General features: G+C 67.8%; 15 protein-coding genes. All 15 read left to right on the top strand.

Translation table 11 applies throughout. The features are described 5' to 3' along the window. Positions 1-85: 85 nt before the first annotated feature. Positions 86-3,622, top strand: coding sequence for an indolepyruvate ferredoxin oxidoreductase family protein (locus tag KW836_RS07215; protein WP_218342846.1), 3,537 nt, complete (start codon positions 86-88; stop codon positions 3,620-3,622). Between the two features lie 161 nt (positions 3,623-3,783). Then, the gene (locus KW836_RS07220; protein WP_218342847.1) at positions 3,784-4,686 is read left to right on the top strand and encodes a LysR substrate-binding domain-containing protein; all 903 of its coding nucleotides are present in this window, start codon (positions 3,784-3,786) and stop codon (positions 4,684-4,686) included. Between the two features lie 191 nt (positions 4,687-4,877). Continuing rightward, positions 4,878-5,852: a tripartite tricarboxylate transporter substrate binding protein gene (locus KW836_RS07225; RefSeq protein WP_255595158.1), complete on the top strand. Its 975-nt coding sequence runs from the start codon at positions 4,878-4,880 to the stop codon at positions 5,850-5,852. 10 nt (positions 5,853-5,862) lie between these two features. After that, entirely contained in the window at positions 5,863-7,923 is a 2,061-nt protein-coding gene (locus KW836_RS07230; protein ID WP_218342848.1) for an aconitase family protein, read from the top strand. 294 nt (positions 7,924-8,217) lie between these two features. After that, complete coding sequence (locus KW836_RS07235) at positions 8,218-9,078, top strand: N-acyl homoserine lactonase family protein (RefSeq protein ID WP_056559238.1); 861 nt, start codon at positions 8,218-8,220, stop codon at positions 9,076-9,078. Between the two features lie 10 nt (positions 9,079-9,088). Then, a complete protein-coding gene (locus KW836_RS07240) occupies positions 9,089-10,117 on the top strand; it encodes an ABC transporter ATP-binding protein (RefSeq protein ID WP_218342849.1) in 1,029 nt (342 codons plus the stop codon). Next, positions 10,114-10,827, top strand: coding sequence for an ABC transporter permease (locus KW836_RS07245; RefSeq protein WP_175122433.1), 714 nt, complete (start codon positions 10,114-10,116; stop codon positions 10,825-10,827). Before KW836_RS07240 ends, KW836_RS07245 begins: the two co-directional genes overlap by 4 nt. Beyond that, positions 10,824-12,203, top strand: a complete 1,380-nt coding sequence (locus tag KW836_RS07250) for a GldG family protein (RefSeq protein ID WP_218342850.1) — start codon at positions 10,824-10,826, stop codon at positions 12,201-12,203. Before KW836_RS07245 ends, KW836_RS07250 begins: the two co-directional genes overlap by 4 nt. Next, on the top strand, positions 12,200-12,778 hold the full coding sequence (locus tag KW836_RS07255) for a DUF4340 domain-containing protein (protein WP_370632986.1): 579 nt from the start codon (positions 12,200-12,202) through the stop codon (positions 12,776-12,778). The genes KW836_RS07250 and KW836_RS07255 overlap by 4 nt, the downstream gene beginning before the upstream one ends. A 246-nt stretch (positions 12,779-13,024) precedes the next feature. Then, complete coding sequence (locus tag KW836_RS07260; protein ID WP_175122436.1) at positions 13,025-13,930, top strand: branched-chain amino acid ABC transporter permease; 906 nt, start codon at positions 13,025-13,027, stop codon at positions 13,928-13,930. Then, the gene (locus KW836_RS07265; RefSeq protein ID WP_175137852.1) at positions 13,930-14,910 is read left to right on the top strand and encodes a branched-chain amino acid ABC transporter permease; all 981 of its coding nucleotides are present in this window, start codon (positions 13,930-13,932) and stop codon (positions 14,908-14,910) included. The genes KW836_RS07260 and KW836_RS07265 overlap by 1 nt, the downstream gene beginning before the upstream one ends. 1 nt (position 14,911) lies before the next feature. Next, the gene (locus KW836_RS07270) at positions 14,912-15,652 is read left to right on the top strand and encodes an ABC transporter ATP-binding protein (protein WP_218342852.1); all 741 of its coding nucleotides are present in this window, start codon (positions 14,912-14,914) and stop codon (positions 15,650-15,652) included. 3 nt (positions 15,653-15,655) lie between these two features. Further along, the gene (locus tag KW836_RS07275; RefSeq protein ID WP_175137851.1) at positions 15,656-16,312 is read left to right on the top strand and encodes an ABC transporter ATP-binding protein; all 657 of its coding nucleotides are present in this window, start codon (positions 15,656-15,658) and stop codon (positions 16,310-16,312) included. 20 nt (positions 16,313-16,332) lie between these two features. Then, complete coding sequence (locus KW836_RS07280) at positions 16,333-17,769, top strand: aldehyde dehydrogenase family protein (protein WP_218342853.1); 1,437 nt, start codon at positions 16,333-16,335, stop codon at positions 17,767-17,769. 27 nt (positions 17,770-17,796) lie between these two features. Continuing rightward, on the top strand, positions 17,797-18,549 hold the full coding sequence (locus tag KW836_RS07285; protein WP_175122441.1) for a glucose 1-dehydrogenase: 753 nt from the start codon (positions 17,797-17,799) through the stop codon (positions 18,547-18,549). Position 18,550 lies beyond the last annotated feature (1 nt).

Raw genomic sequence — 18,550 nt, forward strand, 5'->3', positions numbered from 1 at the left:
ATATGAATATACGATGGCTGCGCGCGTTCCTACACTGCGGAAAACACGTAAATGCCCGCACCGCAGATTGCAGGAGACAACCCCGATGAACGCCCCTCTACCCCCCGGCGTGGCCGATACCCATGGCCTGTCGCTGGACGACAAATACGCGCAGCCCACCGGCCGCGTCTACCTGAGCGGCACGCAGGCGCTGGTGCGCCTGCCGCTGATGCAGAAGCAGCGCGACCAGCAGGCCGGCCTGAACACGGCGGGCTATGTGTCCGGTTACCGGGGCTCGCCGCTGGGCGGTCTGGACCAGGCGCTGTGGAAGGCCAAGCGCCATCTGAAGGCGAACGACGTGGTGTTTCAGCCCGGCCTGAACGAAGACCTGGCGGCAACTGCAGTCTGGGGATCGCAGCAGCTCAATCTGTTTCCCGGCGCGCAGCGCGATGGCGTCTTTGGCATGTGGTACGGCAAGGGGCCGGGTGTGGACAGGTCGGTGGACGTGCTCAAGCACGCCAATTCGGCCGGCACGTCCGCGCACGGCGGGGTGCTGATGCTGGCGGGCGACGACCACGCCGCCAAGTCGTCGTCGGTGGCGCACCAGTCGGAACACGTGCTGATCGCCAGCGGCATTCCGGTGCTGTACCCCTCCAACGTGCAGGAGTATCTGGACTACGGCCTGCACGGCTGGGCCATGAGCCGGCACACCGGTCTGTGGGTGGCAATGAAGTGCGTGACGGATGTGGTGGAATCCAGCGCCTCGGTCGACGTGGACCCGTCGCGCGTGCAGATCGTGCTGCCCGAAGACGGCATGCCGCCGGGCGGTTTGAACATCCGCTGGCCCGATTCGCCGCTGGCGCAGGAAGCGCGTCTGCTGGACCACAAGTGGTACGCGGCGCTGGCCTATGTGCGCGCCAACAAGCTGAACCGCGTGGTGCTGGATTCGCCCAATGCCCACTTCGGCATCATGACGGCCGGCAAGGCGTATCTGGACGTACGACAGGCGCTGAACGACCTGGGGCTGGACGAGGCGGCCTGTGCGCAGGCCGGCATCCGCGTGCTGAAGGTGGGTTGCATCTGGCCGCTGGACGCGCAGGACGCGCGCGAGTTCGCCACCGGGCTCAAGGAAATTCTGGTTGTCGAGGAAAAGCGCCAGATCCTGGAGTACGCGCTGAAGGAAGAACTCTACAACTGGCGCGACGACGTGCGCCCGCGCGTGTTCGGCAAGTTCGACGAACGCGAGAACGGCGGCGGCGAATGGTCTACGCCGCGCGGCGGATGGCTGCTGCCGGCGCGCTACGAGCTGTCGCCCGCGCTGATCGCCCGCGCCATCGCCGCGCGCCTCGAAAAAGCCGATCTGTCCGACGCACTGCGCGCCCGCATCGCGGCGCGCCTGGCCGTGATCGACGCGAAAGAACGCGAGGCCAGCCGCCCCACGCTGGTCGAAGAGCGCAAGCCCTGGTTCTGTTCCGGCTGTCCGCACAACACCTCGACCCGCGTGCCGGAAGGGTCGCGCGCGGTCGCCGGCATCGGCTGCCACTACATGGCGATGTGGATGGACCGCAATACCGACACCTTCAGCCAGATGGGCGGGGAGGGCGTGGCGTGGCTGGGCCAGAAGGACTTCACGTCCGAGCGCCACATCTTCGCCAACCTGGGCGACGGCACGTATTTTCATTCGGGCCTGCTGGCCATTCGCGCGGCCATCGCGGCGCGTGCGCGCATCACCTACAAGATCCTCTACAACGACGCCGTCGCCATGACGGGCGGGCAGCCCGTGGACGGCGTGCTGACCGTGCCGCAGATTGCGGCGCAGATGCTGGCCGAAGGCATCGTCAAGACGGTGGTGGTGACGGACGAGCCCGATAAATACACGGGCGCGTTGACCTTGCCGGCCGGCATCGAGGTCCACCACCGGAAGGCGCTGGACGAGGTGCAGCGCGCGCTGCGCGACATCGACGGCGCCACCGTGCTGATCTACGACCAGACCTGCGCGACCGAAAAGCGCCGCCGCCGCAAGCGCGGGGACTATCCCGACCCGGCCAAGCGCGCCTTCATCAACGAAGCGGTCTGCGAAGGCTGCGGCGATTGCTCGGTGCAGTCGAACTGCCTGTCGGTCGAACCGCTGGATACGCCGCTGGGCACGAAGCGGCGCATCATCCAGTCGTCGTGCAACAAGGACTTCTCGTGCGTCGAGGGCTTCTGCCCCAGCTTCGTGACGGCCGAAGGCGCGGTGCCGCGCAAGCCCGGCAAGCAGGGCGGCGCGCCCGCGCTGGCCGAGGCCCCGCTGCCCGAGCGCGCCGATATTGCGCCGGGCGCCGCGTATCGCGTGGTGGTCGCGGGCGTGGGCGGCACGGGTGTGGTGACGGTTGGCGCGCTGATCGGCGCGGCCGCGCACATCGAGGGCAAGGGCGTGACCGTGCTGGACATGGCCGGGCTGGCGCAGAAGGGCGGCGCGGTGCTCAGCCACGTCCAGCTGGCCAACCGGCCCGAAGACCTGCACGCCACGCGCGTCGCGCTGGGCGAGGCGGATCTGGTCATCGGTTGCGATGCGCTGGTGTCGGCGTCGCCCGAGGTGCTGTCGCGCCTGCGGCCCGATCATGGCCGCGCGGTGGTCAACAGCAGCGCCGCGCCGACCGCCGCGTTCCTGTCGCAGCCGGCCTGGCGTTTTCCGGGGGCGCAGGCGCAGGCCGCGCTGACGCAGAGCACCGGTGGCCATGTCGACTTCCTGGAGGCCGGCCCGCTGGCCGAAGCCCTGCTGGGCGACAGCATCTACGCCAATCCGCTGCTGTTGGGCTATGCGTGGCAGAAGGGCGGCCTGCCGCTGTCGCTGGACAGCCTGCGGCGCGCGATCGAGATCAACGGCGTGTCGGTGGACAAGAACCTGGCCGCCTTCGAACTGGGCCGTCAGGCCGCGCATCGCGGCGCCGACGCGCTGCGCCCGGCGGCGGCCGAGCGGGTGGTGGCGCTGCCTGAAACCCTGGATGCGCTGGTCAACCGGCTGGCGGCGCACGTGCGCGGTTATCAGGACGACGCGTACGCGCAGCGCTATCTGGCGGCCGTGGCGGCGGTGCGCACCCGCGAAACCGCGCTGGGCGACAAGCGTCACGAGGTCACGCGCGCCGTCGCCCGCAATCTGGCCAAGCTCATGACCTACAAGGACGAGTACGAGGTGGCGCGGTTGCATGCCGACCCCGCGTTCAAGGACCGGCTGCGCGCGCAGTTCGAAGGTGAGCCGGGCCGCGACTACACGCTGCGCTACTACCTGGCGCCGCCGGCGTTGGCGCGCCGCGATGCGCGGGGCCGTCCGCAGAAGCGCGCGTATGGGGCGTGGATGGAAACGGCGTTCCGATTGCTCGCGCCGATGAAGCGCGTGCGCGGCACGTGGCTGGACGTATTCGGCAGGACGGCCGAGCGCCGCATGGAGCGTCAGCTTGCGGCGGATTATCTGGCGCTGGCCGAGGAGTTCGCCCGCACGCTGGACGACGGCAACCGCGACGCGGCGCTGGAACTGGCCAACGTGCCGGATGCGATCCGCGGGTATGGGCATGTGAAGGAAAAGAGCGTGGAGCAGGCGCGCGGCAAACAGGCGGCGCTGTGGGAGCGGTATCGCGCAGGCAAAGCGCGGTTGGCGGCCTGAGCTGGCGGATGGGTCGACCGCGCGCAGCTGCGGCCTGACCGCGCTGGCGAGACGACCTGGCCCCGCGCCGTGAGCCGCCCGGCCATGCTGGCGCTGCGGGAGCGTGGTGTACGATCCCCCGTCAATGCGGGGGCCCGTCCCCGCCGCCCGCTGGATTCGCCATGGAAAGCATCCTCCGCAAACTCGACCTGACTTCGCTGCGCCTCTTTGTGGCGGTCTGCCAGGAGAACAGCATCGCGCGGGCGGCCGAGCGCGAGTTCATCGCGCCTTCCGCCGTCAGCCGGCGCATCGCCGACATGGAAGCGCTGATCGGCCTGCCGCTGATCGCCCGGCACACCCGCGGCGTGTCCGTGACGCCGGCCGGGCAGACCGTCCTGCGCCATGCGCGGCAGATCATCGGCGACGTCGAGGCGATGGGGGCGGAGCTGTCGCGCTTCTATGAGGGCGTGAAAGGGCACGTGCGGGTGGTGGCCAACCTGTCGGCCATCGTGCAGTTCCTGCCCGAGGACGTGGCGGCGTTTCAGCGCCTGTTTCCCGATGTGGACATCGACCTGGAAGAACAGCACAGCCCGGATGTCCTGCGCCTGGTGCGCGAGCGGGCGGCCGACTTCGGGATCTGCAACCAGATGGCGGGCGCCGTTGGGCTGGAACAGCTGCCTTACCGCCGCGACCGGCTTGCCGTCATGCTGCCGTCCACGCACCCCAAGGCGTCGGCGCGCCAGCTCAGCCTGCAGGACATTGCCGACGAGACCTTCGTCGGCCTGCGCGAGAACAGCGCGTTGACGCAGCTGCTGGCGGCGCGAGCCGCGGCGCTGGGCAAGACGTTGTCGGTGAAGATCCGCGTGGCCAGCCTGGACGCGCTGTGCAGGATGACACACGCCGGTCTGGGCATCGCCGTGATGCCGCAGCAGGTCGCGGAGTTGTATCTGCAGGCGCTGGACGTGGTGGTGCGGCCCCTTTCCGATGCGTGGGCACGTCGCCAGCTTTGCATCGTGTTTCCGAACCAGGCGCAGTTGTCGGCGACGGCGGGCAAACTGGTCAGGTTTCTGGCGCAGCAGGGCTGACGGTTGGCGGCGGCGCCTCCCGTCGTCGGAACCCGCCGCCGGAACCCGCCGCCGGAACCCGTCGTCGCCATTCGCGATGGCGGGGCTGCCGATATGACACTTCGCGGTTGACGGCCGTCTTCGTATAGTCAAAGCGCGTTCATCGCCGGTACGGGGCATCCAGACCCCGCTGCGTCCTATACGGAGACATCATGACCCCCACCAGATTGCTCGCGAGCTGTGCGCTCGCGCTTGGCGCCATGTGCGCGGCTGCGGCCGCATCCGCCGCCGGCTACCCGGACCATCCCATCCGCCTGATCGTGCCCACGTCGCCCGGCTCGACCGCCGACGTGGTGGCGCGCGTCGTGGCCGATAACCTGGGCAAGACGCTGGCCCAGCCGATGATCGTGGAAAACCTGGCCGGCGCGGCGGGCATCCCCGGCACACGCCAATTGGTGTCGGCCAAGCCCGACGGCTACACCCTGGGCATCGTGTCGTCCAACCACGCCATCAACCCCAGCCTGTACAAAAGCCTGCCCTACGACACGGTCAAGGACATCACGCCGATTTCCGTCATCGGCACGACGCCGCTGGTGGTCGTGGTGGCGGAGAACTCGCCGTACAAGACGATGGACGACCTGCTGAAGGCCGCCCGCGCGCAGCCGGGCAAGATCAATTACGGCTCGTCCGGCACGGGCAGCGTGCTGCACCTGGCTGGCGAGCTGCTCAAGTCCAAGGCGGGCGTGGACATGATGCATATCCCGTACAAGGGCGGCAACGCGCTGATCACCGACGTGATGTCGGGACAGATCCAGGTCGCCTTCCTGGCCACGCCGTCCGTGCTGGCGCAGGTGCAGGCAGGCAAGCTGCGCGCATTGGCGGTCAGCACGCCCGAGCGCCTGGCCATCCTGCCTAACGTGCCCACCTTGGATGAAGCCGGCGTGAAAGGCTATTCGTACGATGCCTGGATCTCGCTGATCGGACCGGCCGGGCTGCCCGCCGATGTCGTGCAAAAGCTGCAAGCCGCCACGCACAAGACCATGCAGGAGCCGGCGGTGCTCAAGGCGCTGTCGCCGCAGGGTTTTGTGGCGCAAGGCACCACGGCGGAACAGGCGGCGCAGACGCTGGCCGCCGAGATCACCAAGAGCCAGACGCTCGTCAAGGCGGCGGGCGTCACCATCGAATGACCGGATTGCCATGACTGCCGTATCTGTACTCGACGCCCCGGCCCGCCTGCTGTTTCTGACGCAGGATCCGGCCCGCGTGACCGCGCAACTGGGCGGCGCGGCGCTGACGCTGCCCCAGGCCGCGCCGCTGCGCGACGACATCTCCACCGACGAGATCACACCCGTGCCGATCCTGACCCACTTCGACGAGAAGCTGGGCCGGTATCCGTACACGGGTTTTCGGGCAGGCGACACCCAGCCCATCGGCATCGATGCGATCCGGCACGCCGGCATCAACGTAGTCGTCGCGGGCAAGCGGTACGGCAAGGGCTCGTCGCGCGAGCACAGTCCGATGGCCGAGAAGTCCGCCGGCGTGCGGCTGGTGATTGCCGAGAGCTTCGAGCGCATCTACCGCCAGAACGCCGACAACATCGGGCTCTACACCAGCACCGACATGGGGCTGGTGGCGCGGCTGCAAGGGGGCGAGCGCATCACGATCGATGAGATCGTGGCGGGGCGCGACGCGCTGGCGGCGGCGATCGTCAAGGCGGGCGGGCTGCTGGCTTTCGGGCAGGCGCAGTTGCGGGATGTGTCGGCGGCGGGTGAACGTCTGGAGGAGGACGGTCCGGGGACTGGCGCGCCGGAAGCCGGCGTGTCGGGTGTCAGTGATTCCACCGCCGATTCGGCCGCGCCTTCTGTCGGGCCGCCGCTCACGCTCTTCGAGAAGATCGTCCGGCGCCATCTCTTGAAGACCGCTGCGACCGCGCCCAACCCGCAGCAGGGCGACGGCGTCTTCCTGCGCGCGGACTGGCGCTTCATCCATGAGTACTACACCGGCATGGCCGCCCATATGCTGCATGCGCGGTTTGGCCGGCCCCTGCGATTGGTAGACCCCGAACGCATCGTGGTGTTCGAGGACCACACCTCCTACGTCGAGGAAAGCCCCAACCACGTGCGCGCGGGCATCGTGCCCAACGTGCGCGCCATGTGCCAGGCGCAACGCGACTTCGCCGACGCCTACGGCCTGCGCCAGCACCGCACGCTGACGGAAGCCGAGGCAGCACGCGACACCGGCGCCAACGTGGCCGGCATCTCGCACGCCATGATGGCTGAACACTACGCACTGCCGGGGCAGGTCGTCGTGGGCACCGACTCGCACACGCCGCACAGCGGCGCGCTGGGCTGCGTGGCCTTTGGTGTGGGCACCACCGACATGGCGAACGCGTTCGTCACGGGCGCAGTGCGGTTGACGCTGCCGGCCTCGCTGCGCATCGAACTGGACGGTGCGCCTGCGCCCGGCGTCACCGCCAAGGACATCGTGCTGCATCTGCTGGCCCTGCCTGAAATCCGCGCGGGCGCGGGCGTAGGCAAGGTGTTCGAGTTTGCCGGCGAGGCCATCGCCAGCCTGTCCATCGACGAGCGGGCCACGCTGACCAACATGACTGCTGAACTGGGCGGACTGACGGGCATCGTCGCACCCGATGCCGAGACGGCGCGCTTTCTGCGCGAACGCCGCGGCGTGGATGCCGGCATGGAACCGTGGATGCGCAGCGATCCAGGCGCCGACTACGCCGCCGTCCTGCGCGTGGACTGCGCGGCGTTGTCGCCGCTAGTGGCGGCGCCCGGCGATCCGGGCAACGGCGTGCCGCTGTCCAGCCTGACCGCGCGGCCGCGCATCGACATTGCGTACGGCGGCTCCTGTACCGCCGGCAAGCGCGAGGATTTCGACTACTACCATCAGGTGCTGGCGTGGGCGGTGGCGCGCGGACTGCGGCTGCCGGACGGCGTGACGCTGTATCTGCAGTACGGCACCACGGCCGTGCGCGATTACTGCGTGGCGCAGGGCTATGACAAGACGTTTGCCGCCGTGGGCGCGCGCATCCTGCAGCCGTCGTGCGGCGCGTGTGCGAACTGCGGGCCGGGGTCGTCCACCGAGGCGTCTCAGGTGACGATCAGCGCCATCAACCGGAATTTTCCGGGCCGATCCGGCCCCGGCAGCGTGTGGCTTGCCAGTCCGCCAACGGTCATGGCGAGCGCGCTGGCAGGGCAACTGGCGTCGTTCGCCGAGTTGCAGGTGCGATACGGCGCGTAGCCATGCCGGACGGTCCGGATCACTAGGGTTCCCCCCACTTCGCGCGCCGCGAAGCCCAGCTTCACAAATCCTTAATTGGCAGCCAAACCGGGCTGCGTCAGAGTGCGCATCAGAGAAAACGGCCGCCAGATGCCGTTTCCGGCCGCGCGCATGGATATCGCGGCCCGCCGCAAGGCGCCTTCGCACGGAAAAAAACACCCTGTCGACGATGTGAACCCGGGACACACCGGGAGCTTGCTGATCGGCCGCGCCGTCCGGGCTGCGGCTTACCCCTGTTGGTCCGAGGAGACAACAATGAGCAAGAGCTGGAAGGCAATGGTTGGGGCGGTGGCGGTCATGGCAGGCGGATGGGCACATGCTGCCGACGCGCCGCCGGTGGACGTAAAACTGATGCAGCTGTCGGTGGGCAAGATCGAGCTGGACAAGGGTTTCATGACCGCGATGGTCGACGTGGGCACCAAGATCAAGATTCCGGTGCCGGCCTACGTGATCCAGCACCCGCGCGGCCTGGTGCTGTTCGACACCGGCATGAACCAGGCCACGGCCGACGGCAATTGCGCCAATTATTGGGGCCAGGGTCTGTGCGGCGCGTTCAATTCCATCCAGGGCCGCGACGAGGTCATCGACCGCCAGCTCAAGGCCGCCGGCTTTGACGTGAGCGACGTGAAATACGTCGTGTACTCGCACTTCCACCTGGATCACGCCGGCAACATCAAGATGTTCCCCAAGGCCAAGCACGTGGTGCAGAAGGCCGAGCTGCGCGCCGCCTGGTGGCCCGAGAAATTCCAGCGCGCGGCCTACGTCATGAAGGACTTCGACACCACGCGGGACTACGACTTCATCCAGGTCGAGGGTGACTTCGATCTGTTCGGCGACGGCACCATCGTGCTGCTGGACACCAAGGGCCACACGCAAGGCCACCAGTCGCTGCAGGTCAAGCTGCCCAAGACCGGCGTCGTGCTGCTGGCGGCCGATGCCATCTACACGGGTGAAAACGAGGCCGGCGTCATTCCCGGCATCACCTGGAACACGGCGGCGTCCATGCAGGCCATCGACCGTCTCAAGCAGATCCGCGATGCGCGCCAGGGCCAGCTCTGGTACAGCCACGACGCGGAGCAGCACGCGCAGAACGCCAAGACCAAAGTCTTCGACTAAAAGGCGCGCCATGGAGCCCGCCGTCGCCTTGCACCAGGTCTGCAAGTCGTTCGGATCCCGCCAGGTTCTGGAATCCCTCAGCCTGTCCGTCAGGCCGGGGGAGATCCTGGGCCTGCTCGGGCCGAACGGCAGCGGCAAGACCACCACGCTGCGCCTGATGGCGGGCTTTTACACGCCCGACAGCGGGCGCATCACGATTCGCGGACGTGAGCCCGCGCCGGGCCGCGGCAACGCCGACATCGGCTATCTGCCCGAACGCGCGCCGCTCTATGACGCGCTGACCGTCGCGCAGTATCTGGAGTTCGGCGCGGGCGTCAAAGTGCAGGGCGGCGCCAGCGCGCGCCGCCTGGCCATCGAACGCGCCATCGACGGCTTCGATCTGCAGGGCGTGGCGCGCTCGGTGATCGGACGTCTGTCCAAGGGGCAGCGTCAGCGCGTGGGGCTGGCGCAGGCGGTGCTGAACGACCCGCCCGTCCTGCTGCTGGACGAAGCCACCAACGGCCTGGATCCCGTGCAGATCGTGGAAGCGCGCGCGATGATCCGCCGCTGCGCCGAAGGCCGCGCGGTGGTGTTCAGCAGCCACCTGATGCAGGAAATCGAGGCGCTGTGCTCGCGCATTGCGATCCTGCGGCAGGGCCGGTTGGTCGAGGACCAGCCGCTTGGCGAATCGCGGTCGGCGCTGCAATTGCTGCTGGCGTTGCCCGCTGCCGGGCATGCCGCATTGCACGCGGCGTTGTCCGCGTGTCCGGGCGTGAAGGCGGTGGACATCACGCTGCTCGATGCCGGCACCAGCAAGTGGCGCGTCACGTGGGACGCCCCGGGTGCAAGCGTGACCGGCCGCCATATCGCCAGTGCGACTTCAAACGCCGCCAACAACGCCGCCAACAACCCGACCAGCGCAGCCGCCTGCGACGCGGTCCTGCGCACCGCGCTGGCGCACGCGGAACTGCGCGCCGTGCTGCCCGCGCAGGAAGCGGTCGAAGCCCGCCTGCTGGCGGCGCTGGCGCCTAACGATCCCCCGTTACGGAGACGCGCATGAAGGGTTTCGCGGCGCTATACCGCAAGGAACTGCGCACCGACTTCGGCTCGCCCGTGGCGCTGGCCGTCGTGGCGGTGTTCTGGGCTTTGTCGGGCTATCTGTTCAGCTTCAACCTGTTCTTCGTCAGCACCGGGCAGATGGTGACGGCGTTTCACAACATGACCATCCTGCTGATGCTGGTGATGCCGCTGGTCAGCATGCGCGCCTTTGCCGAAGAGGCGCGGCAGGGCACGCTGGAGCTGCTGCTGACGCTGCCGCTGTCGGACTTCACGCTGGTCGCGGCCAAGTTTGCGGCCGGGCTGACCATGCTGGCGCTGATGCTGGCCGGCACGATGTCGGCGGTGCTGCCGCTGGCCTGGTACGGCCAACCGGACTACGGTCCCATCGTGGGCGGGTACATCGGCGTGTTCCTGTACGGCGCGCTGTTCCTGGCGATCGGCATTGCCGTGTCCAGCGCCTGCTCGAACCAGATCGTCGCCGCCAGCGCCACGTGGGGCATCCTCGTGCTGTTGTGGTTCATCGACTATCCGGCGGCGCTGGATGCGTTTCCGGCGCTGTCGCCGTTCTTCCAGGCCCTGTCGCTGTCGGCGCAGCACGTGGACTTCATCCGGGGCGTGCTGCCCGGACCCGCCACCGTCACGCTCGCCAGCGTGGCCGTGCTGGCGTTGATGGTGGCCGCCGTCAACCTGAAGCGCTGGAGGCTGCGATGAGCCCCGCCGTGCGCCGCGCCGGTCGGCGGCTGTCGCTGTGGCTGCCGGTGCTGGCCGTGGCCGCGCTGCTGCTGGCGCTGAACCTGTGGGCGTCGCGCCATCTGGGCCGTATCGACCTGACCGCGCAGCGCGTGTACAGCCTGGCCCCTGAAAGCCTGGAAGTCGCGCGGCAGGTGCGTCAGCCGGTCGAGGTGACGTGGTTCTACGACCTGCGCAACAAGAGCATGGTCGACGCGCTGGAACTGCTGCGCCAGTACGAACGCGAGAACCCGCTGATCCGCGTGCGCGGCGTCGACCCGGCGCTGCGCCCGGCCGAGGCGCGCGCTGCCGGCATCCAGTTCGCGGGCAGCGCGGTGCTGGCCTCGGGCGAGCGTCGCACCACCATCAACGGCGGCACCGAAACCGACTTCACCAACGCGATCATCCGCATCAGCCAGAACGGCGCGCAGACGGTCTGCTTCACGCAGGGCCATCGCGAAGCGCCTCTGGACAGCCTGACGTCGCTGGACGACCTGGAAGACCACGACCACGACGAGAACCTGGTGGCGCGTGTCGAGGTGCATGAACAGCACGGCATGGCGATGGCGCGCAACGCCTTGCAGACGCTGGGGTTTTCGACGCGCGCGGTGGGCGCGGGCAGTCTGGCGCAGGCGTTGCCGCGCTGCGCCGTCGTGGTGGCTGCCGGTCCGCGTACGCCGTTTGGCGAGGACGACGCCCAGGCGCTGCGCCGCTGGACCGGCGCGGGCGGCAAGACGCTGTTGCTGCTGGAACCCGATACCCGGCACGGCCTGGACGGTCTGCTGTCGGACTTCGGCATCGCGCTGGCGCCTGGCGCGCTGGCCGATGCGGGCAGTCACTACCGCAACGATCCCGGCAGTCCGGCCGTCAGCGACTACACGCGCCACAAGATGACGCGCGGCTTGCCCCTCAGTTTCTTTCCGGGTGCGGCCGGTCTGGAACCGGCGGGCGACGCCTTGCCCCCCGGCGTGGTGGTGACGCCGCTGGCGCAGACCTCTGCCGATGCCCAGGTGCCCGGCCAGCCGCCCTCGCGCTACACGCTGATGGCGCTGGCCACGCGCAACGCGCAGGCGGCCAACGCGGACGGGGCCGCGCATCCCACGCTGCTGGTTGCGGGCGACAGCGATTTCGCCATCAACCGGCATTTCGCCACGCTGGGCAACGGCGCGCTGTTCACCAACGCCGTCACCCTGCTGGCGGGCGAGGACGCGCTGTTGACCATTCGGCCCCGGCATTACGAAAACCGCCGCGTGGAACTGACCAACCGGCAGATGCGCGCGGTGTTCTGGACCAGCACGGTGGCCTTGCCGCTGCTTGCGCTGCTGACGGGGCTGCTGCTGTGGTGGAGGCGGCGGTGAACGCGCGCGCGGTGCTGTGGCCGGCGCTGCTGGTGGCAGGCATCGTGCTGTCGGCGTGGCAATGGCACGAGGCCGCCGAATCGCCGGCGCATCACGACGGCCACACGCATCTGCACGACGATCGCGGCAAGCCCGCGCGGCTTTACGCCTGGGAACCCGGCATGGCTGCGCAGGTGACGCTGGCGGGTCCCGACGGATCGGTTCGATTGGCGCGCGGCCCGCAGGGCTGGACCGCCACGCCGCCGGGCGCCGCAGCAGGCTTTGACGTGGCCGACTTCATCGCGCTGTTCTCGCAGACCCGCAGCGACCGCACGCTGACCCCGCAGGACGGAGAAACCTATGGCCTTGCGCCGCCGCAACTGCGCATCGACGTGCGCGATGCCGCGGGCGCGACCTTGGCAACGCTGGATGTCGGCGCGCTGGCGCCGGATGGATTAGGCCGTTATGTACGCCTGCCGGATGAGGCGCAGATCCGGATTATCCCGGACTATCAAACCCGGGCGCCGCTGGCGGCGCTGGGGGCGCCAGCCGCCACTCCATCGCTTGTTAAACCCGCCTTGCACAAAGATAAATAGGTCGCCGATGAACCCCTACCTATACTTCGCAAACATAGGACGGCGGACCGGCCCAAGCCGTTGCGGGACGGGCCTGTAAGCCAGCCATAAAAGTGCCTTCCAGCGTCTTGCGCAGCCTGCGCAGGACAGCACGGAAAGGTTGATAACGAGACAAGGGCGCGCCGGGCGCGCCCGGGGCGCAAGCCCGCACGCCGCGCGATCCTGACGGCTCGTCGCGTCCGTGCTCAGCGTATTGGGAGAAGACGCTTGACCTTGGATCTACTGCCTCTCGCCTTGGTGGACGGCGTGGCATACGCCAGTCTGCTATTCCTGGTGTCGATGGGGTTAACCCTGGTGTTCGGTGTGATGGGGATACTGAACGTTGCCCACGGCGCGTTCTACGCCTTTGGCGGCTATGCCGCGGCCAGCCTCGTCATGTTCGTGGCGCCCAAGACCGACTCCCCCATTCTTCTTTTCGCGGCGCTGTTCGTGGCGGCCATCGCCGTCGGGCTGCTGCTGGGCAGCATCATGGAATTCGTCCTGATCCGGCGCGCCCAGAACTACGATCCCATCCTCAAGCTGCTGCTCACTTTCGGCGCGTTCCTGATGCTGGAAGACATCCAGCGCATGCTGTGGGGTGCGCAACCCTACAGCGCCAGCGAAGTCGTCAACCGGCTGGGAAACATCGAGATCGGCGACATCACCTACACGACATATCAGCTTGTCGTGGTCCCCGCCACGGCGCTGCTGGCCTACGTGTGCCTGGAGTTCTTCCTGCGCCACACCAAGCTCGGCAAACAAACCGTGGCCACCACGCACCACCGCGAGGTCGCCACGTCGCTCGGCATCAACGCCAAGAAGATCGGCTACGTCACCTTCGTGATCGCGACCATCCTGGGCGCGCTGGGCGGCGCGCTGGCTTCGCCGACGACCTCGCTGGTGCCGGGCGCCGGCACGGACATGACGGTGCTGTCGTTCGCGGTGGTCGCCACCGCCGGGCTGGGCCAGATCACCGGCGCGCTGATCGCCGCGCTGCTCATCGGCATCATCCGCGCCATCGCCGTGTATGCGGCGCCGGAGCTGGAAGTCGCCGTGCCCTACATCATCATGGTGCTGGTGCTGATCATCCGCCCGCACGGCCTGTTCACCGTTGCTCAAGCGAGGACGATCTGATGAAAGTCCCTGTCCTCAGCCTGCTGGCCGCGTTGTTCACGCTGTTCCTTGGCTACACCTATTCCTGGACCATCACGCCCATCGTCATCGGCCTGACCTACGCGATTGCCGCGCTGGGCGTGTCGGTGATGGCGCGCGCCGGCCAGATTTCGTTCGGCCACGCCATGTTTGCCTGCATCTCGGCGTACACCGTGGCGTTCCTGGCCAAAGCCATGCCCGGTCTGGATGCGCTGGTGCTGATCCTGGCCGGCGTCGTCGCCAGCTTCGTCGCCGCCGTGGTCATTGGCCTGTTCGTGGTGCGTTACCGCGGCATCTTCTTCGGCATGTTGAACCTGGCGCTCAGCATGGTGCTGTTCGCGCTGCTGGGCAAGCTCTACACGCTGACCGGCGGCTCCGATGGCATGCGCATCGTGCGCCCGACCATGGCCGGCATCGTGATGGAGCGCGAATCCTTCGAACGCGCGCTGCTGGTGCTGACGCTGGTCCTGTCGCTGGTGCTGGCGTGGTGGGTGCAGCGTTACTTCCGCTCGGGCAGCGGCCAGGCGCTGTCGGCCATCAAGACTAACGAAACGCGCATCGAATACCTAGGCTTTTCCGCGTACTTCATCATGTGGAAGGGCTATCTGCTGTCGGCGGTGGTGGTGGGCTTTTCGGGCGCGATCCTTGCGCTGATGCAGGGGCTGGTCACGCCGGAAATCGGCTCGTGGCTGCGCTCGGGCGAATTCGTCTTCATCACCATCCTGGGCGGGGCGGGCCACGCGGCCGGCGCTTTCCTGGGCGCCGTGGGCTTCGAATCCGTGAAGCTGGTGTCCGCCGCCTACTTTCCCGGGCTCTGGCAGTTCCTGTTGGGCCTCACGCTGATCCTGGTCATCTTCATGTTCCCCACGGGCTTCGTGGGCCAGATCACCAAGCGCATCAAATCGCGTGAACGTGCGCAGCGGCGCGCGCAGGCGCCCGTGCAGGTCGCGGCAAGGAACTGACATGAAACCCCTGATTCAAACCACCGACCTGTACCTGGCCTTTGGCGGCGTGGTGGCCGCCGACAACATCAACTTCAAGCTGCACGAGGGCGAACGCCTGGCAGTGATCGGCCAGAACGGCGCGGGCAAGACCACCTTCATCAACATCTGCACGGGATACCTGACGCCCGCCAAGGGCAAGGTCTATTTCGACGGCAAAGACGTCACCGCCATGGCCCCGCGCAAGATCGTGCGGCTGGGCATGGGGCGCTCGTTCCAGCTGCCGCAGCTGTTCACCGAGCACACTGTGCGCCAGTGCGTGCAGATCGCGGCCGCGCGCCGCAACAAGGAACTGAGCTGGTTCCGGTCGCTGGAAAGCACCATCGACGCGCGCGAGGTGGACGCCACGCTGGACCTGGTGGGCCTCTTGCCCGATGCCGACGAAGCCTGCATCGAGCTGCCCGAAGGCAAGCGCAAGCTGCTGGACGTGGCGATGGCGCTGGCATTGCAGCCCAAGCTGCTGATCATGGACGAGCCCACCAGCGGCGTCGCGTCGGAAGACAAGTTCGCGCTGATGGAGACCGTGATGCACGCGCTGGACGAGCGCCGCGTGACGAGCTGGTTCGTCGAGCACGATGTGGACATCGTGTCGCGCTACGCCACCCGCGTGGCGGCGTGGATCGCCGGCAAGGTGGCCGCCGATGGCTCGCCCGAGGAAGTCTTGAACAATCCGCAGATCAGAAGCGAAGTGCTGGGGGCCTGAACCATGTTGAATCTATCGGCCATCAACGTCGACCTGGCGGGCAATCGCATCCTGCGCGACGTCAGCGCCAACTTCGAAGCGTCCCGCACCATCGGCATCGTCGGGCGCAACGGCGCGGGCAAGACCACGCTCTTGCGCACCATCATGGGCCTGACGCGCATCCGCTCCGGCAGGATCGCGTTCGATGGCACCGACCTCACCGCGCTGCCCGGTCACAAGCGCGCCGCGATGAAAGTGGGCTACGCGCCCGAAGACCGCGTCATCTTCCCGACCATGACCGTCGAGGAAAACCTGCACCTGCCGTGCGAAGTGCAGGGCCAGTCCAAGGCCGAGATCCAGGCCCGCATGGACACCGTGCTGAAGGTGGTGCCGCAGCTGGAGCCCATGCTCAAGCGGTCCGGCTCCGCGCTGTCGGGCGGGCAGGGCAAGATGGTGGCGCTGGCGCGCGCCGTCATGGTCGGCACGCGGCTCCTGATGCTGGATGAACCCTTCCAGGGGCTCGCGCCCAAGCTGGCGCGCGACTACACCGAGGCGCTGGGCCGGCTCAAGGAAATGCAGCCCGACCTGTGCGTGGTCATCACCGAATCCAACGTGAAGCTGCTGGGCGACATTCCCGACCAGATATGGACGATCGAGCGCGGCTCGATCACGCTGAACTGATACCCCACGGAGACATTCCCATGACGCAGATGATTATCGGCGGCCGCCAGGTCGACGCCCAGGACGGGCGCACGATCGAGGTCGTTTCCCCCGTAGACGGCCAGGTGTTCACCACCATCCCGCGCGGCCAGCAAGCCGACGTGAACGCGGCGGTGCAGGCCGCGCGCGACGCGCTGGAAGGCGAATGGGGCGACATGACGGCGCTGGAACGCGGCCGGCTGCTGATGCGCCTGGGCGAAAGCGTGCTGGCGCACCACGAGGAACTGGCGCAACTGGAATCGCGCGATACCGGTAAGCCCATGTCCACCGCGCGCGGCGACATCACCGTGCTGGCCCGCTACTTCGAGTTCTACGGCGGCGCGGCGGATAAGGTGCACGGCCAGACCATCCCGTTCCAGAAAGACTATTCGGTGCAGCTCATCCGCGAACCGCTGGGCGTCACCGCGCACATCATTCCGTGGAACTACCCCGCGCAGATGTTCGGCCGCAGCGTGGCGCCGGCGCTGGCCATGGGCAACGCGGCAGTGGTCAAGCCCGCCGAAGACGCCTGCCTGTCGATCATCCGCGTGGCCGAACTGGCGCTGGAAGTCGGCTTTCCGCCGGGCGCGCTGAACATTGTTTCGGGCCTGGGCGAAGAGGCCGGCGCCGCGCTGTCGCGCCATCCGGGCATCAACTTCATCACCTTCACCGGCTCCAACGAAGTAGGCGTGCTGGTTCAGCAGGCCGCTGCACTGAACGCGGTCAAGTGCGTGCTGGAGCTGGGCGGCAAGTCGGCGCACATCGTTTTTGACGACGCCAACTACAAGCTCGCCATTCCGGCCATCGTCAAGGGCATCGTCCACAACACCGGCCAGACCTGCACTGCGGGCAGCCGGCTACTGGTGCAAAAGGGCATCTACGACGACTTCATGCAGGCGCTGGGCGAGGAATTTTCCAAGGTGCGCGCGGGCACGCCGGACATGGACCTGACCTGCGGCCCCGTCGTCAACAAGGCGCAGTACGACCGCGTCAACCGCTACATCGCCAAGGGTCTCTCTGAAGGCCTGCAGGTCGCGGCCGAAGGCGGCATCGCCGACGGCGTGCCCCAGGGCGGTTTCTTCGTCAAACCCACGCTCTTTGCCGCCACCAGCCACGACAGCGACCTGCTGACGCAAGAAATCTTCGGCCCCGTGCTGGTCGCGCTGCCCTTCGCGGATGAGGCCGAGGCCATCCGTCTTGCCAACGCCACCGACTACGGCCTGCTGGGCGCGGTGTGGACCGAGAACGGCGGACGTCAGCAGCGCGTGGCGCGCGGCATCAAGTGCGGCCAGGTCTACATCAACGGCTTCGGCGCGGGCGGCGGCGTCGAGCTGCCCTTCGGCGGTGTCAAGAAAAGCGGCCACGGCCGGGAAAAAGGCTTCATCGCGCTGGAAGAGATGAGCACGACCAAGACCCTGATTCAGTTCTATGGCGAGTGATCGCCGCGCATCATACGGAGACAGAAAATGAGCCAGTTGCAAGGCAAGGTTGCGATCGTCACGGGCGGGGGCAACGGTTTCGGCGAGGGCATCGTCAAGCTGTACGCCAAGGAAGGCGCCAAGGTCGTGATCGCGGACATCAATAAAGAGGCCGCCGACCGCGTGGCTGCTGAAGTCGGCGATGCCGCGCTGGCGGTGAAGGCCGATGTGTCCAGCCGCGCCGACATCGACAACGTGGTGCGCGCCGCGCTCGACAAATTCGGCGCCGTGGACATCGTGGTCAACAACGCCGCCATCACCCACAAGAACCAGCCGATGCTGGACGTGGACGAGGCCACGTTCGACCGCATGTTCGACATCAACGTGAAGTCGATCTATCACATGGCCCAGGCCGTCGTGCCCGTCATGCGCAAGCAAAAGCGCGGCGTGATCCTGAACATCGGATCGACGGCCGGCATCCGGCCGCGCCCCGGCCTCAGTTGGTACAACGCGTCCAAGGGCGCGGTCAACGTGCTGTCCAAGTCGATGGCCGTGGAGCTGGGCGGCGAAGGCATCCGCGTCAACGCCATCTGCCCGGTCATGGGCGTGACCGGCATGTTCGAACTCTTCATGGGCCTGCCCGACACGCCGGAGAACCGCGCGAAATTCGTGTCGACCATTCCGCTGGGCCGCTTCTGCCAGCCGTCCGACGTGGCCGCGGCCGCGCTGTTCCTGGCCAGCGATGCGGCCGAGTTCATCACCGGCGTGGAGTTCCCCGTCGACGGCGGACGCACGGTGTAGG

The sequence above is a fragment of the Achromobacter sp. ACM05 genome, assembly GCF_019218915.1.
Classification (GTDB): domain Bacteria; phylum Pseudomonadota; class Gammaproteobacteria; order Burkholderiales; family Burkholderiaceae_B; genus Achromobacter; species Achromobacter animicus.